This is a genomic window from Paenibacillus auburnensis (assembly GCF_927798115.1).
GTDB classification, from domain to species: domain Bacteria; phylum Bacillota; class Bacilli; order Paenibacillales; family Paenibacillaceae; genus Paenibacillus_AQ; species Paenibacillus_AQ auburnensis.
Genome location: NZ_CAKMMG010000001.1, coordinates 1,301,196 through 1,321,145, shown reverse-complemented (window position 1 = coordinate 1,321,145; position 19,950 = coordinate 1,301,196). Strand labels below are relative to the sequence as shown.

General features: G+C 48.8%; 19 protein-coding genes. 16 read left to right on the top strand and 3 right to left on the bottom strand.

Features of this window, described 5'->3' with window-relative positions; all coding sequences use genetic code 11:
* Positions 1-22 precede the first annotated feature (22 nt).
* The 13 genes from L6H70_RS06030 (at position 23) to L6H70_RS05970 (ending at position 13,052) form a co-directional block, all read left to right on the top strand.
* A complete protein-coding gene (locus L6H70_RS06030; RefSeq protein ID WP_236330908.1) occupies positions 23-1,024 on the top strand; it encodes a helix-turn-helix domain-containing protein in 1,002 nt (333 codons plus the stop codon).
* 82 nt (positions 1,025-1,106) lie between these two features.
* A complete protein-coding gene (locus L6H70_RS06025) occupies positions 1,107-1,268 on the top strand; it encodes a hypothetical protein (protein ID WP_167347618.1) in 162 nt (53 codons plus the stop codon).
* Positions 1,269-1,492: 224 nt separating this feature from the next.
* Positions 1,493-1,984 carry a YajQ family cyclic di-GMP-binding protein gene (locus tag L6H70_RS06020; protein WP_025704683.1) on the top strand — a complete coding sequence of 164 codons (492 nt, stop codon included), beginning with the start codon at positions 1,493-1,495 and terminating at the stop codon, positions 1,982-1,984.
* Between the two features lie 154 nt (positions 1,985-2,138).
* A complete protein-coding gene (gene pgsA, locus L6H70_RS06015; protein WP_236330904.1) occupies positions 2,139-2,726 on the top strand; it encodes a CDP-diacylglycerol--glycerol-3-phosphate 3-phosphatidyltransferase in 588 nt (195 codons plus the stop codon).
* 44 nt (positions 2,727-2,770) lie between these two features.
* Complete coding sequence (locus L6H70_RS06010; protein ID WP_236330901.1) at positions 2,771-4,060, top strand: competence/damage-inducible protein A; 1,290 nt, start codon at positions 2,771-2,773, stop codon at positions 4,058-4,060.
* 299 nt (positions 4,061-4,359) lie between these two features.
* Entirely contained in the window at positions 4,360-5,424 is a 1,065-nt protein-coding gene (gene recA / locus L6H70_RS06005) for a recombinase RecA (RefSeq protein WP_279306737.1), read from the top strand.
* 109 nt (positions 5,425-5,533) lie between these two features.
* A complete protein-coding gene (locus L6H70_RS06000) occupies positions 5,534-6,268 on the top strand; it encodes a regulatory protein RecX (RefSeq protein WP_236330899.1) in 735 nt (244 codons plus the stop codon).
* Positions 6,269-6,575: 307 nt separating this feature from the next.
* Positions 6,576-8,117: a ribonuclease Y gene (rny, locus tag L6H70_RS05995; RefSeq protein ID WP_054941024.1), complete on the top strand. Its 1,542-nt coding sequence runs from the start codon at positions 6,576-6,578 to the stop codon at positions 8,115-8,117.
* 102 nt (positions 8,118-8,219) lie between these two features.
* Positions 8,220-9,014, top strand: a complete 795-nt coding sequence (locus L6H70_RS05990) for a TIGR00282 family metallophosphoesterase (protein ID WP_054941023.1) — start codon at positions 8,220-8,222, stop codon at positions 9,012-9,014.
* A 200-nt stretch (positions 9,015-9,214) separates the two neighbouring features.
* The gene (locus L6H70_RS05985) at positions 9,215-9,475 is read left to right on the top strand and encodes a stage V sporulation protein S (protein ID WP_019910496.1); all 261 of its coding nucleotides are present in this window, start codon (positions 9,215-9,217) and stop codon (positions 9,473-9,475) included.
* 149 nt (positions 9,476-9,624) lie between these two features.
* Positions 9,625-10,584: a dipeptidase gene (locus L6H70_RS05980; protein ID WP_236330894.1), complete on the top strand. Its 960-nt coding sequence runs from the start codon at positions 9,625-9,627 to the stop codon at positions 10,582-10,584.
* A 186-nt stretch (positions 10,585-10,770) separates the two neighbouring features.
* Complete coding sequence (gene pduL / locus L6H70_RS05975; RefSeq protein WP_236330891.1) at positions 10,771-11,343, top strand: phosphate propanoyltransferase; 573 nt, start codon at positions 10,771-10,773, stop codon at positions 11,341-11,343.
* Positions 11,344-11,576: 233 nt separating this feature from the next.
* On the top strand, positions 11,577-13,052 hold the full coding sequence (locus L6H70_RS05970) for a DEAD/DEAH box helicase (RefSeq protein ID WP_236330888.1): 1,476 nt from the start codon (positions 11,577-11,579) through the stop codon (positions 13,050-13,052).
* Positions 13,053-13,224: 172 nt separating this feature from the next.
* On the opposite strand, the gene dapA is transcribed toward L6H70_RS05970, so the two are convergent.
* Complete coding sequence (gene dapA / locus L6H70_RS05965; protein ID WP_236330885.1) at positions 13,225-14,100, bottom strand: 4-hydroxy-tetrahydrodipicolinate synthase; 876 nt, start codon at positions 14,098-14,100, stop codon at positions 13,225-13,227.
* Positions 14,101-14,233: 133 nt separating this feature from the next.
* Here dapA and L6H70_RS05960 point away from each other — a divergent pair, with 133 nt between their 5' ends.
* On the top strand, positions 14,234-15,130 hold the full coding sequence (locus tag L6H70_RS05960; RefSeq protein ID WP_236330882.1) for a LysR family transcriptional regulator: 897 nt from the start codon (positions 14,234-14,236) through the stop codon (positions 15,128-15,130).
* Positions 15,131-15,132: 2 nt separating this feature from the next.
* Here the strand turns inward: L6H70_RS05960 and L6H70_RS05955 are convergent, their stop codons facing one another.
* Positions 15,133-16,011 carry a glycosyltransferase family 2 protein gene (locus L6H70_RS05955; RefSeq protein WP_236330880.1) on the bottom strand — a complete coding sequence of 293 codons (879 nt, stop codon included), beginning with the start codon at positions 16,009-16,011 and terminating at the stop codon, positions 15,133-15,135.
* A 159-nt stretch (positions 16,012-16,170) separates the two neighbouring features.
* Here L6H70_RS05955 and L6H70_RS05950 point away from each other — a divergent pair, with 159 nt between their 5' ends.
* Positions 16,171-16,803 (top strand): DUF1796 family putative cysteine peptidase, encoded by a 633-nt coding sequence (locus tag L6H70_RS05950; protein ID WP_236330877.1) that lies wholly within the window; start codon positions 16,171-16,173, stop codon positions 16,801-16,803.
* A gap of 153 nt (positions 16,804-16,956) precedes the next feature.
* Positions 16,957-18,834, top strand: a complete 1,878-nt coding sequence (htpG, locus tag L6H70_RS05945; RefSeq protein ID WP_236330874.1) for a molecular chaperone HtpG — start codon at positions 16,957-16,959, stop codon at positions 18,832-18,834.
* 133 nt (positions 18,835-18,967) lie between these two features.
* On the opposite strand, the gene L6H70_RS05940 is transcribed toward htpG, so the two are convergent.
* Positions 18,968-19,837, bottom strand: coding sequence for a LysR family transcriptional regulator (locus tag L6H70_RS05940; RefSeq protein WP_236330872.1), 870 nt, complete (start codon positions 19,835-19,837; stop codon positions 18,968-18,970).
* Positions 19,838-19,950: the final 113 nt, after the last annotated feature.

Sequence of the window (19,950 nt, the reverse complement as noted above, 5' to 3'; positions counted from 1 at the left end):
TTAATTTTTTGGAGGTGATGGTATGTCGGAACTGGGCCGGCATTTGAAGGAGGCACGTCTGCAAAAAGGGATGAGTCTTGACGATGTCCAGGAAGTAACGAAAATCCGTAAGAAATATTTAGAAGCCATCGAAGCGGGGGATTATAAGGTACTCCCGGGAAGTTTTTATGTCCGGGCATTTATCAAAACATACGCGGAAGCGGTCGGAGTCAATCCGGACGAGCTGATGGAGGAGCACGGCAATGTGCCGGCGGCTCCTGTGGATACAACGATGGAGACAGTTATTCAGAAGCGCAGCCGCAGACCTGAAACCGAACGGAATGCGAAGTGGCTGCCGACAGTCCTGATGTGGACTTTCCCCGTGTTGATTATCGTAGTGATTTATTTGTATGCCTCTTCCAACATGGACAAGGCTGATCCTGAGAAGGTGGATTCGGCTAATTTGACGAAAGAGCAGCAGGATCCCTCCAAGATTCAGCCGTCGCCAACGGCGGTGGGCGGCGGAATTGTCGGGGGCGAACCTACAGCTTCGGATGGTGCCGCGGCGGGTGAAGCGACAGCGACAGCCACAGCTACTGTAGCTCCGACAGCTACACCAATTCCTTCGCCGTCTAATTTGCCGGTTACGGTTACGGAGGACCGCAAATCGGGCAAAACGACAGTTTTTAAAGTGACAGCTCCTTCAGGCAGTGCTGTACAGGTAGAGATTGCTGCTACCGGTGTAAGCTGGCTTGAAGTATACAAAGGCGAGAATTCCAAAGGCGAGAAACTCAGCTTCGGGAATACCGCTGCAGGCGACACTATGAGCTTCACACTTGGTGCCGAAGGAATGTATATCAAATCAGGATATTCTCCGGCGACAAGTATTACGGTAAATGGCCAGGAGATTACGGACGGTAAGACCTCATCCCGGCTGCTGCTAGAACTGGATGACGGCACCTCCGCCGGCACTGATAATCCAGAGGCCACAAACGCAGGAACGGATGGCGCTACTGACGGTGACAGCAGCAATACAGCTGAATAAGGCAGCAGAGTATAGATTTTGGTAATCTGGAGAACCTAAGAGTGACTTACAGTTCTTACGCCAAAGTGAGGTGTATTCACTCATGACCGTTAGCTGGATCGTAACAGGGTTGGGCATTATCGTCAGTCTCCTCGGGTATTATCTGACACCGAGCGCCTGGGGCTATGGAATTCTGGGCTTTGGACTGGCGCATATTGTGCTGGGGATTCTGGATATGTTCCGGGCTCCCGCACGCAGCAGATAAAAGTGCCTGCTCAGCGTCTCCCGGAAGAGAATTTGCCGGGGGACGTGTTTGTGCCTGCGGAGCCTTTAACAAACAATTGTTTTTCACAGAAACGGGTGCTCTCTTTATAAGAGAAGCACAGCCGTTTCTTCTTGCATGCCGGGCAGTTTCTTTCCATAAATAGACTTCATCTGCCCTTTCTCATATAATAGGAAAAGAATAATTGTAGCAAAGGACGTGGAATAATGAGTTCGGAAAGTTCATTTGACATTGTATCCAAGATGGACATGCAGGAATTAACGAATGCTGTTCACCAGACTGAGAAGGAGATCGATAACCGGTTTGACTTCAAGAACAGCAAGAGTAGTCTTAAGCTGGAGAAGGACGCGCTTATTATTGCCTCTGAGGATGAATATAAGCTAAATGCTGTCATTGATATTTTACAGTCGAAGATGGTTAAACGCGGGATTACACTCAAAAATTTGGATTTTGGCAAAGTTGAGCCGGCTTCGCTGGGAACTGTCCGTCAGCGCCTGGGCCTCAAACAGGGAATTGATCAGGAAAATGCCAAAAAGATCAATATTCTCATCCGGGATTCCAAGCTGAAGGTAAAAAGCCAGATTCAAGGCGATCAAATCCGCGTTACCGGTAAAAGCCGGGATGATCTGCAGCAAATTATCCAAATTTTACGAAAAGCCGATTTGCCGCTTGATTTGCAGTTTAACAATTTAAAGTAAGCTGATGAGGTACCCCGCAGTGCTTACGCACCCATCTTTGCGGGGTGCTTTCAGTTTTTTTGACACCTACATATGGCTATAATATACTAGCCTAAGCAGTTTTGATGAAAATTGTGGAATCTCGTAATTTGTAAGGATCAGGGGAGGAACTTCAGTGAATTTGCCCAACCGCATTACGCTTGCACGTATTTGTCTTATCCCGATTATGATGTTTTTTTTGCTGGTGAATTTTAAGTTTTATCCGGAGCCTATCCATTGGGGGTCATTTCAGCTTTCGGTTAATCATCTGATCGCAGCTGTAATTTTCCTTCTAGCCGCCAGCACAGACGGTATAGACGGCTACATTGCCCGGAAATATAACATGGTCACCAATCTTGGCAAGCTGCTCGATCCGCTCGCGGACAAGCTGCTGGTTTCTGCAGTACTGATTTCGCTCGTTGAGCTGGGAAGATGCGATTCCTGGATTGCTATCGTAATCATCAGCCGCGAGTTTGCGGTAACCGGACTGCGTCAGGTGGCACTGCTTGAAGGCAAGGTAGTAGCTGCCAGCAAATGGGGCAAGATTAAGACGGTTACACAGATTGTCGCCATTTCGCTTTTACTGCTCAACAATTTCCCGTTTCAGTTCGTCAGCATCCCGGTGGATGATATCGCCATTTGGGCTGCAGCTATCATCACGATCTACTCCGGGGTTGATTACTTTGTGAAAAACAAGGAATTGCTGGAGCTGCATAACGCTTAGATTAAATTACTCATCCAACCTATAGCCAGGAGGAGAAACCAGCTATGAAAGCAGAAATTATTGCCGTGGGCACAGAGCTTTTGCTAGGACAAATCGTAAACAGCAACGGGCAGTTTCTATCGGTAGAGCTGGCCGCGATGGGAATAGACGTCTATTTTCAAACAGTGGTTGGAGACAACAGCAGCCGTATTCAGCAAGCTATAGAAATTGCCAAAAGCCGTGCGGATATTATTCTGTTCACCGGCGGAATCGGCCCGACCGAAGATGACCTTACCAAGGAAGCGCTGGCTGCAGCATTGGGCCGTACGGTTCATATCGACCAGCTTGCGATGGATCATGTGCAGAGATTTTTCGATGACCGCAAAATCGTAATGACTGAGAACAACCGCAAGCAGGCACTCATTATCGAAGGAACAACACCGCTGCCGAATGAAATCGGTCTGGCAGTGGGTCTAGCTTTTGCTCATGAGGATAAATACTACATTGTGCTTCCCGGCCCGCCGCGGGAGATGAAGCCGATGTTCATTGACAAAGCCAAGCCATGGCTGCTGCAGCATGCGCTCACGAATGAAATGCCGATTTACTCTAAAATGCTTAAATTCGCCGGTATCGGTGAATCACTGCTCGAGGACAAACTGATTGATCTGATTCGGGGTCAGAGCGATCCGACGATAGCCCCTTATGCCAAGGAAGGCGAAGTGACGGTACGGATATCAACAAAAGCGCCTTCTGAGCGTGAAGCAATGGAGAAGCTGGATGTGCTGGAGCAGACAATCAAAGAGATCCTTCCCGAGCATATGTATGCCAATATTGATGTTCCGCTGGAACAGCTTCTGGTGGATTGGATGGCAGACGCCGGATTGACACTTAGTGCGGCGGAAAGCTGTACCGGCGGTTTATTGATGGAGAGTATTACGAACATACCAGGAAGCGCATCTATGTTTAAAGGAGGCATTGTCTGTTACTCCAATGAACTGAAGAAGAAGCTGCTGAATGTGCCTGCCTCTTATTTGGAAGGTGCTGATGCAGTCGGTGCTGTAAGCCGTGAGGTGGCAGAGGTGCTTGCCGATCAGGTAAGAATGCTGGCTGATAGCGACTTCGGGTTGTCCGTTACCGGGGTAGCGGGACCGGGATATTCGGAACGCAAGCCTGTAGGACTTGTATTCGTTGGTTTGGCGGAACGCGGACAGAAGACCGAGGTCTTTGAGCTTAACCTTAAAGGCACACGTGAGAATATCCGTCTGCGCTCTGTCAAAGCGCTGCTGTACCGTCTCTGGCGCAGGCTGGAGGAACGCAAGGTGGAGACGCCTCTGGAAGGTTCGGCCTTGCAATAACCCTTATTAACGTTATATAATTCTCTATACGGAAGAACCGTGGCATTGTGAACCATTTGCTGCGGTTTTTTGTTTTTATAACTGCGGCGTTTTCCTGCCGGCAGCTCCTTTGTGTGTGAGTCTTGTACTCCGGCTGGTTAATGATTGTGTAGGAAGCATCAAACCGGAAGGAGGCTTACAATAAAAGGGAGTATCCCTGAGGAAAACAAAAAAAACGAATGTATGTTCGAAAAAAAGCTTGGCAAGACCTCTAAAACACGTTATTATATTACTATAAACAAGTGAAGGAAGTGGTCTGATTGTCAGATCGTCGTGCAGCGCTTGATATGGCGCTTCGTCAAATAGAAAAACAATTCGGTAAAGGTTCGATCATGAAACTGGGAGAATCCACTCATATGAAAGTGGAAGTTGTACCTAGCGGAGCCTTAGCACTTGATATTGCACTGGGTATTGGCGGACTTCCCAAAGGCCGCATCATTGAAGTATACGGACCGGAATCTTCCGGTAAGACGACGGTTGCTCTTCATGCCATCGCTGAAGTACAGAAGCTTGGAGGACAAGCCGCTTTCATCGATGCAGAGCATGCGCTCGATCCTAAATATGCCAATGCGCTTGGCGTAAACATTGATGAGCTTCTGCTGTCTCAGCCGGATACAGGTGAGCAGGCGCTGGAAATCGCTGAGGCCCTAGTTCGCAGTGGTGCCGTAGACATTATTGTTGTAGACTCTGTAGCAGCGCTGGTACCGAAGGCGGAAATCGAAGGCGATATGGGGGATTCCCACGTCGGCTTGCAGGCTCGTCTGATGTCCCAGGCTTTGCGTAAGCTGTCAGGTGCAATCAACAAGTCGAATACAATCGCTATCTTCATCAACCAGCTGCGTGAGAAGATTGGTGTGATGTTCGGTAACCCGGAAACAACCCCTGGCGGCCGGGCCCTGAAATTCTACTCTTCGGTTCGGCTTGATGTACGCCGTGTAGAGAGCATCAAGATGGGCAATGATGTGGTCGGTAACCGTACAAAGATCAAGGTCGTGAAGAACAAAGTAGCGCCTCCGTTTAAACAGGCAGATGTTGATATTATGTACGGTGAAGGCATCTCCAAAGAAGGAAGCCTTGTAGATATCGGAACGGAAATGGATATCGTCAACAAGAGCGGTGCCTGGTATTCCTATGAAGGTGAACGTCTGGGTCAAGGACGCGAGAATGCCAAGCAATTCCTGAAAGAACATCAGGACATTGCCTTGCTGATTGAGAACAAGATCCGTGAAGCAAGCAATTTAACTACGATTGTAGCTGCACCATCAGAGTCAGAGGTTGCGGCAGAACAAGAGGAAGAAGAAAACTTGCTGCTCGAAATCGAATAGCACCACTAAGCTAATAAGGCGCCCTGTGAATGTTGTTGCAGGGCGCTTTTCTATAAATAATCACAAGTCCAATCTATATATAAGAAATAGCATGAGGTGATAGGCCACGATGGTAATTCAACTGAATCCCGAACCTGAAGAACAGGAAGCACAGGCACTGGCCGATTTTCCGGAAGGTGAACTGCTTGTTATAACAAAAGTAGAGCGGCAAAAGAAATCGGATCACCGCTATATCATACATTTCGGCGAGTACAACATGACAGTGCATGAGGATGTCATGATTAAATACCGGATGATTTCCGGAAGTTCGTTCATGAAAGATGATTTAGAGGAAATTGTTGTGGCCGACGAACGCCAGCGGGCGTACGTTGAGGGTCTGCGTTACTTGGAACGCAAACCGCGGACGGCGCAGGAAATGGCCCGCCGTTTAAGGGAGAAGGAAATAGGAGAGACTATTATTGCTGAAGTGCTGCAGCGCCTGCAGCAGGAGCGTCTCATTGATGATCCATTATATGCCAAGCAATGGGCAGAACAGCGCATTATGAATCAGCGTAAGGGCAAACTGTGGATTCGCCAGGAACTGCGTGAGAAAGGGATCGATAAATCGCTGATCTCGGAAGCGCTTGAGAATATTTCGCCCGAAGAAGAGCTGGAGAGCGCTCTGCAGACGGGAAGGAAGAAATGGAATATGATCCGCGGGGATGTTAACGACAAACGCAGAAAGACAGGAGCTTTCCTGATGCGGCGCGGCTTTTCCGGTGATTTAGTCCGGCAGGTTATGAATATTTTACGTGAGGAAGAGGATTTTGCAGGTGAAGATGAAGAGTTTTACGATCCTGACTGATTCTCTTGACTTTAATGGCGTTATCGACTCTCTTGACAATGTCTTTTTATAAATAATAAAATATAACATGAATCGGCATAAACTAAGAATCCTTTTTCCTTCCCAAAAAGCTGAATCTTAGGAACCGGTTCGCGTACAACTCATATGAAATGTAATCGCCGGATAAGGCGGGCAGTGTGCATGTGCAGCATGTGCAGTATGGCAATCGGTGTATTACCGGTTTTTTGTATGGTGATGAACGGATAGTTTAACAACTGCACAATTCCCAAGGCTTGTTCCTTGGAGGAACCAACGAGGAGGTGAACAGATGCATCCTGCAATCTGGGTCATAATCGTTCTCGTTGTAGCTGCAATATTCTTTGGATTCGGTTATTTTATTCGTAAATCCCTTGCAGAAGCTAAAATTTCAAGTGCCGAGAAAGAAGCCGTCGTCATCGTGGAGAACGCGAAGAAAGAGGCTGAGGCGCTGAAGAAGGAAACGGTACTCGAAGCTAAGGACGAAGTCCACAGAATCCGTACTGAGGCTGAGAAAGAAACTCGTGAACGTCGGAATGAAATCCAACGGCAAGAGAGACGTTTGCTGCAAAAGGAAGAATCTCTGGATAAAAAAATGGAATCGCTTGAACGAAAAGAAGAACAAGTAGCTAACAAAGAGAAACGAATTGACGAAACGCAACAGCAAATTGATGTTATTTACAAGAATCAGGTTACCGAGTTGGAGCGCATCTCCAATCTGAGCATCGATGATGCCAGAAGTATCATTCTAAGTAATGTAGAGCAGGAAGTTCGCCACGAGACTGCGCAGATGATCAAAGAGATTGAGCAGCAGGCCAAGGAGGAAGCGGACAAGAAGGCCCGCGAAATCATTACCCTGGCTATCCAACGCTGTGCAGCTGATCATGTTGCTGAAACAACCGTGTCTGTGGTAACACTTCCGAATGAAGAGATGAAAGGCCGGATTATCGGCCGTGAAGGCCGTAATATTCGTGCACTGGAAACTCTTACTGGTATTGATCTCATTATCGATGATACGCCGGAAGCCGTTATTTTGTCGGGATTTGATCCGATTCGCCGCGAAGTGGCCCGCACGGCACTTGAGAAGCTGGTTGCTGATGGACGTATCCATCCGGCGCGGATTGAAGAAATGGTGGAGAAATCCCGCAAAGAAGTGGATGAACGGATTCGCGAATACGGTGAACAAGCAACCTTCGAGGTTGGCGTTCACGGTCTGCACCCGGATCTGATCAAAATTCTCGGCCGTCTGAAGTTCCGTACGAGCTACGGTCAAAATGTACTCAAGCACTCCATGGAGGTTGCTTATTTGACTGGACTTATGGCCGGTGAGCTTGGGGAAGACATCGTGCTTGCTAAACGTGCCGGGCTGCTCCATGATATCGGTAAAGCACTGGATCATGAAGTGGAAGGTTCACACGTTGAGATTGGCGTTGAACTGGCGAAGAAATACAAAGAACATCCTGTTGTTATCAACAGTATCGCGTCCCACCACGGAGACTGCGAAGCTACTTCGGTTATTGCGATGCTGGTTGGAGCGGCTGACGCATTGTCGGCAGCACGTCCTGGCGCACGCCGTGAGACACTGGAAACCTACATCAAACGTCTGGAAAAGCTCGAGGAGATTTCCGAAAGCTTCGAAGGCGTCGAGAAGTCTTATGCTATCCAAGCGGGCCGCGAGGTTCGTGTTATGGTACAGCCTGAGAAGATCGATGATGCAGAAAGCTTCCGTCTGGCACGCGACATAACGAAGATGATCGAGAGTGAGCTGGATTATCCGGGTCACATCAAGGTTACCGTTATCCGCGAGACACGGGCTGTTGAATACGCTAAATAAGCAAGGAAATCGGCCCCCGTGCGGGGCCTTTTTTCTTTCATACAGATTCATTAAATGTAAGCGAAGGATATCTTTACAGTATGCTTTTAGGAGGAGAACGACATTAAAGTCTTATTTATAGGTGACATAGTAGGCAATACCGGCAGAAAAGCACTGCGTGAAATGCTGCCTTCACTGAAAAGTAAATATCAGCCGCATATCATTATCGTCAACGGCGAGAATGCTGCAGCCGGCAGAGGGATTACATCTGCGATTGCCAATGAGTTTTTTAACTGGGGGGTTCACGGCATTACGCTGGGCAACCATACGTGGGACAACAAGGATATTTTTGAATTTATCGACGACGAGCCGCGGATGATCCGTCCGGCCAATTTTCCGCCGGGAACGCCAGGCAGAGGGTACACTGTGGTTAAGGGCAACGGTAAACAGCTGGCGATTGTAAATTTGCAGGGCCGTACCTTTTTGCCGGCGATTGATGATCCATTCCGCATAGGTGAAGAGATCGTGGAGGAGCTGCGCCGGAATCATAAATGCATCCTTGTTGATTTCCATGCGGAAGCAACTTCCGAAAAGATTGCAATGGGTTATTTTATGGATGGACTGGCTTCGATAGTAGTCGGCACCCATACACATGTGCAGAGCAATGATGATGTGATCCTGCCTGGCGGAACCGCCTACTTAACTGATGCCGGAATGGTTGGTTCAAGAGAAGGAATTCTGGGTATGGAAAAGGATGCGGTCCTTTATAAATTCACTACCCAGCTTCCAGCCCGGTTTGTGGTTGATGAAGGCAAATGGCAGTTACACGGGTTATTCGCGGAGATTGACGAGGCTACAGGAAAAGCCACACGTCTGGAGAAAATTCGCTTGCGTGAAGATGAATGGATCATGAGCTAAATCTGGACAGCATGAAATAGGTAATTCGGGAAAAATCGCCGATTTTGGGTAAAGTGTGATATTTTTTATATCGAAAAAGAGTATCTTTTGTACTATTTTCTCCAGAGTAGTCCGCAAAAAGAAGGAATTATTTCTTCTCCCGCGAATAACATCTACAGTAGTGGAAGAACACCATCATTTTCCCAGGGGAGGTACTTACTATGGATGTATTAAAAGTATCAGCTAAATCCAATCCAAATTCCGTTGCCGGCGCATTAGCGGGTGTTCTTCGTGAACGTGGATCGGCCGAGCTACAAGCTATTGGAGCAGGAGCGCTGAACCAAGCCGTCAAAGCTGTTGCCATCGCCCGGGGATTTGTCGCACCAAGCGGTGTCGACTTGATCTGCATTCCAGCCTTCACTGACATTGTGATTGATGGAGAGGATCGGACGGCGATTAAACTGATTGTTGAACCCAGATAATTAATGGACTTATTCTGATGGGCCTGTTTACTTCGAGTAAACAGGTTTTTTGCTGTGCAGGAAAAAGCTGATCATAAAAGGCATAGACTAAGATGATAATGTAGCCTAAGGCAGAACTTCAGCAAACGATGTTGAAAGCGGGTGGACAGATGAAGACAGCAGGTGGGTTTAAAGTTGCGGATTTTCATTGTGACGTACTGAGTAAGCTGCAGGCAAGTCCGGAGATCAGCTTTAAAAATGACGGCCGGCTGGATGTTACTATGGAGCGGCTTGCTGCGGGAAATGTAGGAATGCAGGTTTTCGCGATTTATTTGTCTGAGGCTAGAGGAAGACCAAGCTTTGAAAGTGTGCTCGGCCAGCTCGATCTGTTCCGGGAGAAGATCATTGGCTCAGAGCAATTGCAGTGGTTGCGCTGGAAGGAGGAGGCAGTAGAAGTTACTGCGTCCGCAACGGCCAGGGGAGTGCTCTCTCTGGAGGGTGTAGACGGCCTGGAGGGCAATCTGTTCTATGCGCAGCTGTGTTTTGAGCTAGGAGTGCGATTGTTCGGAGTAACTTGGAATTATGCCAACTGGGCGGCGGACGGCGTGCTGGAGGCAAGAAACGGCGGGTTTACGGAAAAAGGACGGCAGCTGATCGAATGGTGTAACAAAAGCGGAATGCTGCTGGATGTGTCACATTTGGCGCCAACAGGATTTTGGGAGCTGACCGAGCGCAGTAAACGTCCGTTTATAGCTTCGCATTCCAATGCAGCAGCCATTTGCGGCCATCCCCGTAACCTGAGCGATAAGCAGATCAAGACGCTGATCACTATGGACGGGCGGATGGGTCTTACCTTCGTTCCCTGGTTTGTCCGTGATGGAGGCGGAGCGAAACCTGATGATGTGCGGAGGCATATTGAGCATGTCTGCAGCTTAGGGGGGACCAAACATCTGATGTTCGGCTCTGATTTTGACGGCATTGATGCGTGGGTAGAGGGGTTGGAGCATCCGGGGAAATATGCGGAGTTCGCCGAACTGCTGGTAAAATATTATCCGGAGGATGAGGTACGGGGCTGGTTGTATGACAATGCAATGCGGTTTTTAAGCGAGCATTTACCACCCAGGCCATAAAGTCATGTCATTTCGGAACAGGGTAGATTAAATGGCGAAACCGTGACACATTAGGGTTCAAAAGCAGTGGAATATAGAAAAAAAGACGCTCATTGTGAAGAGGGTCTTTTTATTTTTGGGTAAGAAGAGGTATAATGTTCAGTGGCTTGTACAGATACTAGAGAAAATACAAGGAGTGACTTTACAATGAGCAAGACTGTACCCGTAGGTGTGTCGGCCCGACATATTCACCTTACGCAGGAGCATGTGGAAGCGTTGTTTGGCCCAGGCTATCAATTGACTGAGTTCAAACCGCTCTCCCAACCAGGACAATTCGCAGCAAACGAGCAAGTAGCGGTAATCGGCAGCAAAGGTAAGTTCGACAAAGTTAGAATTCTCGGACCTGTCCGCCCGGCATCGCAATTGGAAATTTCCCGCACAGACTCTTTCAGCCTTGGCGTGAAAGCCCCTGTCCGTGAATCCGGACATATCGAAGGCACACCAGGCATTACTCTTAAAGGACCAGCCGGTGAAGTTGAACTGGAAACAGGCGTTATTATTGCAGCCCGTCACATTCACTTCCATACTTCCGAAGCAGAAGCTTGGGGCATTTCCGACAAGCAAATGCTGAAAGTCCGCCTTGGCGGAGAACGCGGTCTGGTGCTCGAAAACGTGCTTGCACGTGTATCCGACAGCTTTAAACTTGATATGCATATCGACACCGACGAAGCCAATGCTGCAGGTGCCAACAACGGCGACACAGCTGAAATTGTAGATTAGTCTTACATTTTATACAGTAGGGAGCGGGGGAACAGTCCTCCGCTCCTTTTTTATGGGACGTTTTCTGAGTCCGAATACGGGATTCAATTTTGCAGGGTTATTTTATATCCGGATCTGTGGTATCATTATGTGTTATGACTTAGCTCTGCGATATGTGGAAGCGCAGGAATAAACGTAATCCCGCAAAGCCGGGTGATCTGAAAATATATGTATTACAAACTAAGGAGACATACATGACTTTTAATGAGCTCAATTTAACCCCAGCGATTCTCAAGGCGTTAAGCCTGGAAAACTATACATCCCCAACACCGATTCAGGAAGAAGCTATACCTGCAGCTCTGGCTGGCAGAGACGTACTGGGCTGCGCACAGACCGGAACAGGTAAAACGGCTGCTTTTTCTTTGCCGATCATCCAGCTGTTAAGCCAGCAGCCGGCCGTTACCGGCGGAAAACGCCGCATTCGTTCGCTGATTCTCACCCCTACCCGGGAGCTGGCGCTGCAAATCTATGAAAATATCCAGGCCTATAGCAAATTCACTGGTATCCGTTCTACAGCCATTGTCGGCGGTGTATCGCAAAAGGCGCAGGAGCGGGCGTTAAGCCAGGGAGCGGACATCCTGATCGCCACACCGGGCCGTCTGATCGACCTGATCGCCCAGAAGCATGTGGACCTGCAATATGTGCAGATTCTGGTGCTGGATGAAGCCGACCGGATGCTGGATATGGGCTTCATTCATGACGTTAAACGGATTATTGCCAAAATGCCGAGCAAAAAGCAGACCTTGTTCTTCTCCGCGACGATGCCGTCTGAGATTTCACAGCTGATCAAGACGCTGCTCGTGAATCCGGTGAAAATCGAGATTACCCCGGTATCTTCTACGGTAGACCGTATCGAACAGTCTGTGTATTTGCTGCAGAACGGCAACAAGCAGAATCAGCTGAACCGTCTGCTGCAGGACCAATCGATTGTGTCGGCACTGGTCTTCACCCGCACCAAACGCGGCGCTGACCGGGTGACACGTGATTTGGCCAAAATTAATATTACCGCCCAAGCGATTCACGGCAACAAGTCGCAGAATGACCGCCAGAATGCGCTGCGCAATTTCAAGAGCGGGGCGACCCGCGTGCTCGTGGCAACTGACATTGCTGCCCGGGGGATCGATATTGATGAACTGTCCCACGTAATTAACTTTAACCTGCCGAACATTCCGGAAACCTATGTCCACCGAATTGGCCGTACCGGCCGTGCAGGAATGAGCGGAGTTGCCATTTCCTTGTGTGAAGAGGAAGAGATTCCTTACCTGAAGGATATCCAGAAGCTGATCGGCAAGACGATTCCGGAAATCAAGGAACATGACTATCCGATGTCCAAAAGCACACTGGCGCTGCTGAATGACCGTCCGGCTAAAGCACCGGCCAAACCGGCAGCAAAATCCAAAGCGAATCCGCCGCGTAAGCCGAAATCGGAATGGTTCACGCAAGGGAACAAGCCGAAGAGTGGTGCTAACGGCTCTCAAGGGAATAGAACAGGCGGATATGGCAAAGGTGCGCAGGGTAACCGGCCAGGCGCAGCCGGCGGATCAGCTAATGGTTCTGCCGCAAGCAGACCCGGAGCCCGCTCAAACGGCAGCCAGGGCAGACCGGGCGGCCAGTCAAGCCCGAACCGAAACGGCAATAAAGCTCCGGTTAATGCCGGCAGAACGCAATAATCAGCTACTCTATCAATGATGCAGCGTCCTTTCCTTAAAGGGGAGGACGCTGTTTTTTGTACATTAATATAAATTAGTAGACCCAATATACACAAAAACCCGTATTGCACGCTCTGCAAAGAGTGTACAATACGGGTTTTGCTTCTAAGGTCATCATTTAATGGCGAGGGACTTAACCGGCGAGATAAGCACCCAGCTCTTCGCGCAGCGATTCGCTAATCGAGGTCATCGGCAGTCGGAGGGTATCTGAAGCAATCTCACCCTGCACGCTGAGCAGCCATTTGATCGGGGCTGGGTTCGATTCCTTGAAGAGCAACTTCATGAGCGGCACCAGCAGGTCATATTCGGCTCTGGCAGCTTCAATCTTGCCGGCTTTGTACTGTTCGAAGATGCTCAGGAACTTCGCAGTATGCACGTTGGCGGAAGCCAGCATGCCTCCGGCGGCTCCGCAGCCCAGCATGTCGAAGAAACTTAGGTCGTCTCCGCAGAGCACCGGCTTAGAGCCGAGGCGGGACAGCTCAGAGACGAGCAGCGGCGAACCGGAGCAGTCCTTCAAGCCGACAACGTTGTCCATCTCCAGGATGGTGCGGGCGGTATCAACGGTCATACCGACTCCGGCGCGGCCGGGAATGTCATAGGCGATGATCGGAATGCCGACTTCGGCTGCCTTGCGGAAATGGGCAATGATGCCCGCTTGAGAGGGACGGCTGTAGTAAGGCACGACAACGAGTGCAGCATCGGCTCCCAGTCTCGCAGCAAGCTCTGTACGGGCGACGGTAGACATTGTATCATTGGTACCTGTACCGATGACCAGCGGAATATCACTGCCTTGCAGCAGCTCTTGTGAGGCAGTAATCAGTGTCTGTAATTCTTGTATGTTGACTGTCGGCGATTCTCCAGTGGTTCCATTTACGACCAGACCATGAATTTTGTTCTTGATGATGTTGTTCACATAACGCTGATACGAAGGTAGATCAATATCGCCGGCGGCATTGAACGGTGTTACCACGGGAACATAGATTCCATAAATCTGTTCTTCTGTTAACATGAATATCGTCCTCCAAATTTTTAAATCCTTTTATTCTACTTTAGCATGGAACATTCCATCGGCGTTAGCTATAATAAATGATATGGGTCATCAATAATATTGATGTTATATCACGTTCTAAGAGGTGAGATCAATGGATTTAACATATATGCGGACCTTCCGCGAGGTGGCGAAGCGTCAGAGCTTCACGCGTGCAGCAGAAGAACTGGGGTATGCCCAGTCTAGTGTAACCATGCAGATACAGAAGATTGAAAAAGAATACGGAGTCACGCTAATGGAACGTCATGGACGTATCCTGCGCCTGACCCCGCCTGGAGAAGAGCTATTGAAGCTGTTCGTGGAGATTCTTGATTTATATGACCGCTCCAAAGAAACGATTGCCCAGCAGATCGGCGGTACGCTGACTATTGGAACAATTGATTCATTGGCCGCTTTTTACCTGCCGCCGTTTCTGCAGCAGCTGCGGACGACATTTCCCGGACTGAATATTCATCTGCAAACGGAGCAGGAAGCGAATCTGGTGTCCAAAATCAGGGACGGAGAGGTGGATATCGGTCTCATGCTGGACCGGAGTACGACCGATTCGCTGCTGGAGAGAACGATTATCCGGGATGAGCCGCTGGTACTCGTGGCACCCGCTGATCATCCGCTGGCGAAGCTTACGAATATTACCCTGCAGGATCTGAACAACTGTGAGCTGATTGTCTCGGAAGAGAGCTGTATCTACCGCAGCCTGTTTGAGAATCTGCTCCGGGAGCACGGAATCGTGTTCCGGATCGGCTTTGAGCTATCCAACCTGGAAGCCATCAAACGCTGTGTGCGGAACGGTCTAGGGATTGCCCTGCTTCCGAGAATTGTGGCTGAGGAAGAGATTGAACGCGGGAATCTGGCCGAGCTGCCATTTGCCCATCCGGAGATTCATTTTGACCTGCAGTTGCTCATTCATCCGAAGAAGTGGAAGTCACTGCCGCTGCAATCCCTGATTCAGATGCTGCAAGCGGATGCTGAGGCGAAGTCTGTAACACTTTGATGTTAATATCTGGATAAACTGAAGCATTGCGATAATACCGAGTTTAAGGTCTGGTGGTCATATACTTGCTGCCGCAAATTACCCTCCAGGATTTTGTGTGCCCAAGCCAAGCATCGGTTATAATGATCGGGTTCACCTGTCCGAATTCTAAAATGGCAAAAATCCAAGTGAGTCTGATACTCCTCAGCAGTGGGTTCGATACCAAGCAAACGCAGCTGATCTCTGCGGATACATTCAGATTGGACCTCTTGTACTCCTTGGTGGATACTGGAGATCTGATTTGGATGTTGTCTGTACATCAGCAATACCTCCGGCAGATTCACCATCTGGGTAACTGCGGCTAACCGGTTCCATATTTCATAATCCTCCGCATGAAAATAATAGAGATACCTGATGCCATGTTCCTCCAGAACGGATTTTCGGATCATCACCGTCGGATGCACAATGGTGCAATGGAATAACTGCCAGCATCTGATCGCATCGTGACTCATAGGTTTCGTGGTGACACCGCCTTTACCGAGCAAATAGACCTGAGAACCGCAAACGCCGCAGTGCTGGTGGATATCCATGAAGGCCACTTGACGTTCAAACCGGTGGGGCAAGGCAATATCATCACCATCCATCCGCGCAATATACTCCCCTGTACATAAATCAATGCCCTCGTTTAAGGTCTCTATTAATCCCTGGTTCACCGTGTGCGCTATGACTCTTATTCTCTTATCATCAAATTTTTTAATAATATCTAAGCTTCCATCGGTTGACCCGTCATCAATAATAAGTAGCTCAAAATCGGAATAGGTCTGCGTTAATATACTGCAGATCGCTTCTTCAATATACGGAGCCATATTATAAACCGGCATGAGCACTGATATTTTAACCAATGTTTTCACCATCCTATACTTTTATTGGTTTATAGTACGCGAGAATCAGAAAGGCTGACCTGCATACTAGACCAGATGTCTGGATATCGTCCGGATAGTCCAAACCCTTTATCTATGGAATTAATTAAATAAAGATAAATGGATGAGGGGGAATGGGTCATGGATTTCAATGGGATCAAAGGAACTTACGATGTCATTTTCAGTTTAGGGAAAAACTGTCTGGTTGCGGATCAATTGTCGCGTCATATGCTCAGAAAAATTGGAGGCGTCCTTGACTGGGTGGAGTCACCTGCTTTGCCGGGGGTCAGCCATCTTTTGCGGAATCAGTTTATGAATTTTATGGAATTCCCTAATCTGGCGATTACCGGCATTAATGAACATGCAGGCTGCTATATTGTGAGGGATGCAGCGTACCATATCTTCTCCCACCACGACTTTCCGCTTCCTGAGAATACTCCAACCCAGCTGCTGAGCTACCCGGAGCTTAGAGAGAAAATCACCCGGCGTGTCCCGCGGTTTTTGGATACCCTCAGGTCTTCGAACCGGATTCTGTTTATCCGAACTGAAGGAACTATACATGAAACGGCAGAGCTGCTGGAGGTGCTAAATATGCAGGTGGCCGGTGAATTCAATTTGCTCGTGATTAATCATGCCCCGGTAAGCGGAATTGTGGAAACCCCGTGGCCTTTTCCTAATGTATGTGCCCTGCAAATCCCCTTGGTGCCGGATGAGTTTCACGATAATGACTATTTATGGAAAACTCTCCTGGAAGGATTCCATGTACGTTACTGATCATGGGCCAAAAATGAATCTCAATGCAGCAAGATATTGACATCAAAAACGTGGATATGGTATATAAAAGGAAGTGTTAGCACTCATCATTGTGGAGTGCTAATCATCCGGAAGTAATCCGAAGGATATTTTTGAAAGGAGATTACTATATTCATGTCCAAAAAAGAGTTCAAAGCCGAATCCAAAAGACTGCTTGAAATGATGATTAACTCCATCTATACGCAGCGGGAGATTTTCCTGCGGGAGCTGATCTCGAATGCAAGCGATGCCATCGACAAAATCTATTACAAAGCACTGGCCGATGAGGGTCTGGTGTTCAATAAAGAGGATTACTACATTAAAGTAACTGCGGATAAAGCGAGCCGGACATTGACAATTTCTGATACCGGGATCGGGATGACGCAGGAAGAGCTGGAGAACAACCTGGGTATTATTGCGAACAGCGGCTCTTTTGCGTTTAAGAAGGATAATGAAGCCAAGGACGGCCATAACATTATCGGGCAGTTCGGGGTTGGTTTCTATTCCGCCTTTATGGTTGCTGAGGATGTTACTGTGATCAGTAAGGCGCTGGGCAGTGACCAGGCGTACAAATGGGAATCGCAAGGAGCAGACGGATATACGATTGAGCCTGCTGAGAAGGATGCTGTCGGTACCGAAATTATTTTGAAGATTAAAGCGAATACCGAAGAAGATAATTATGACGAATTCCTGGAAGAATACCGCCTGAAATCAATCGTTAAGAAATATTCCGACTTCATCCGCTTCCCGATCAAGATGGACATCACCTCCAGCAAGCCGAAGGAAGGCAGCGAAGGCGAGTTCGAACAGGTTCAGGAAGAGCAGACCGTCAACAGTATGGTGCCGATCTGGCGCAAAAATAAGAACGAGCTGACCGAAGAGGATTACAACAACTTCTACTCGGAGAAACGCTACGGCTTCGACAAGCCGCTTAAGCATATCCATATCAGTGCCGATGGCGCTGTGGTGTATAACGCGATCCTGTTCATTCCGGAGAATACTCCGTTTGACTATTACACAAAAGAGTATGAAAAAGGCCTGGAGCTCTACTCCAACGGCGTGCTGATCATGAACAAATGCGCCGACCTGCTGCCGGACTATTTCAGCTTCGTCAAAGGGATGGTCGATTCCGAGGATCTGTCGCTTAACATTTCCCGCGAGCTGCTGCAGCATGACCGCCAGCTGACGCTTATCGCGAAGAACATCAAGAGCAAGATCAAGAGCCAGCTTCTGAGCCTGCTTAAGGACGAGCGTGAGAAATACGAGACGTTCTATAAATCTTTTGGTAGACAGCTGAAGTTCGGGGTATACAATGATTATGGCATGGAAAAAGAAACCCTCCAGGACCTGCTGATGTTCTACTCTTCCAAGGAGAAGAAACAGGTTACGCTGGCTGAATACGTAGAGAGAATGCCGGAAGACCAGAAGTATATCTACTATGCGTCCGGAGAATCAGTGGAACGGATCGAGAAGCTGCCGCAGACGGAGATGGTTTCGGACAAGGGCTATGAAATTCTCTATTTCACTGACGATATCGATGAATTTGCAATCAAGATGATTATGTCTTACAAGGAAAAAGAATTCAAAAACGTTTCCAGCGGGGACCTCGGCATCGAAGATGCAGCAGACAAACCGTCGGAAGAGGAAGAAAATGAGAATAAGAGCTTGTTCGAAGCCATGCAGGGAATCCTGTCCGGCAAAGTGAAGGCAGTCAAAGCCTCCAAGCGGCTGAAATCCCATCCGGTCTGCCTGTCCACCGAAGGCGAGCTGACGATTGAGATGGAGAAAATCCTCAAAGCGATGCCTAACGGCCAAGAGGTTCAAGCTGACAAGGTGCTGGAAATCAACGTGAACCACGATGTCTTCAAATCCTTGAAGGCTGCTGCCGAAGGGGACAAGGAGAAGCTGGGCCTGTACACGAATCTGCTATACAATCAGGCGCTGCTGATCGAAGGTCTGCAGGTGAATGATCCGGTACAGTTCACGAACGATATTTGCAAAATCATGGTTTAAACTACGCGGCATCCCTGCCAGGGAGTGCAGCTGAAACAACCCGCTTCCGGCGCTGGCCGGGGCGGGTTGTTTTGTTAGGTTTTGCTAAGTCCCCGGAATCGACCGGAACTAGTCACTGCTAGGCTGATATTAGCTAATTGCTTCTGAAGCTAGCAATAAAATTAGCGGCCAGCGAGGACAGGAATTTATCCTTGACCCATACAGCCGCTATGCGGGTATGCAGGGACTCGCTGCGGATTTCCTTGAACAGCAGATTGCTGTTGTCGGCCAGGCCGAGCGCCGATCTGGGAATGATGCCGATGCCAAGCCCGGCATTGGCCCAGAGCAGGGTTGTGCGGGCATCATCGTTCATACAGAATACATCGGGATTGAAGCCATGCTCCAGGCAGGTTTCACGGATCAGCTGCTCAAAGCGGCGGTAGATGATTAGGGGTCTACTCTTCAGCTCGCCAATATCAATGGAGGTGTGCGCACTGCTCCAGTCATATTCGGCGGTCATCACGGCAATCATAGGTTCAGCCGCTGCGTACACGCATTCTAGATTGGTGCTGTTGAACGGGGTGCGGACAATACCGACTTCAATGATCCCTTTATTCAGCAGATCAATAATCGTATATGTATTGCCTTCATGGATTTCAAATTTGACACCCGCATACCTTCTATGGAATTCCAGGAGCCGGTCCTGCAGCAGGGTTGCGGCAGAAGAGGAGACGGTTCCGATCGAGAGCGTTCCCTGCAGCCCATTCACAAAATCATTGATTTCCCGGGTGGTCGAGTCTGCCAGCTCCAGGATCTGCTGTGCCCGGCCGCGCAGGATCACACCGGCATCGGTGAGCTGAACGCTGCGCGGGCCGCGCTCCACGAGCTTCACGCCGAGCTCTTCCTCCAGCAGCCTCAGTTGCTGGCTGAGCGGTGGTTGGGCCATTTGCAGCTTCCTTGCCGCCGAAGTGATTTGTCCTTCTTCGGCAATAGCCAAAAAGTATTTGAGCTGTCTGATATCCATATGAAAACCTCCGGATTTGATATATGCAATTCGTATCGCATTGATACGAAACCAATATTATTAATATGTAAACGGATATGACATAATCATAACGGGTCTTTTCATGATTTCAT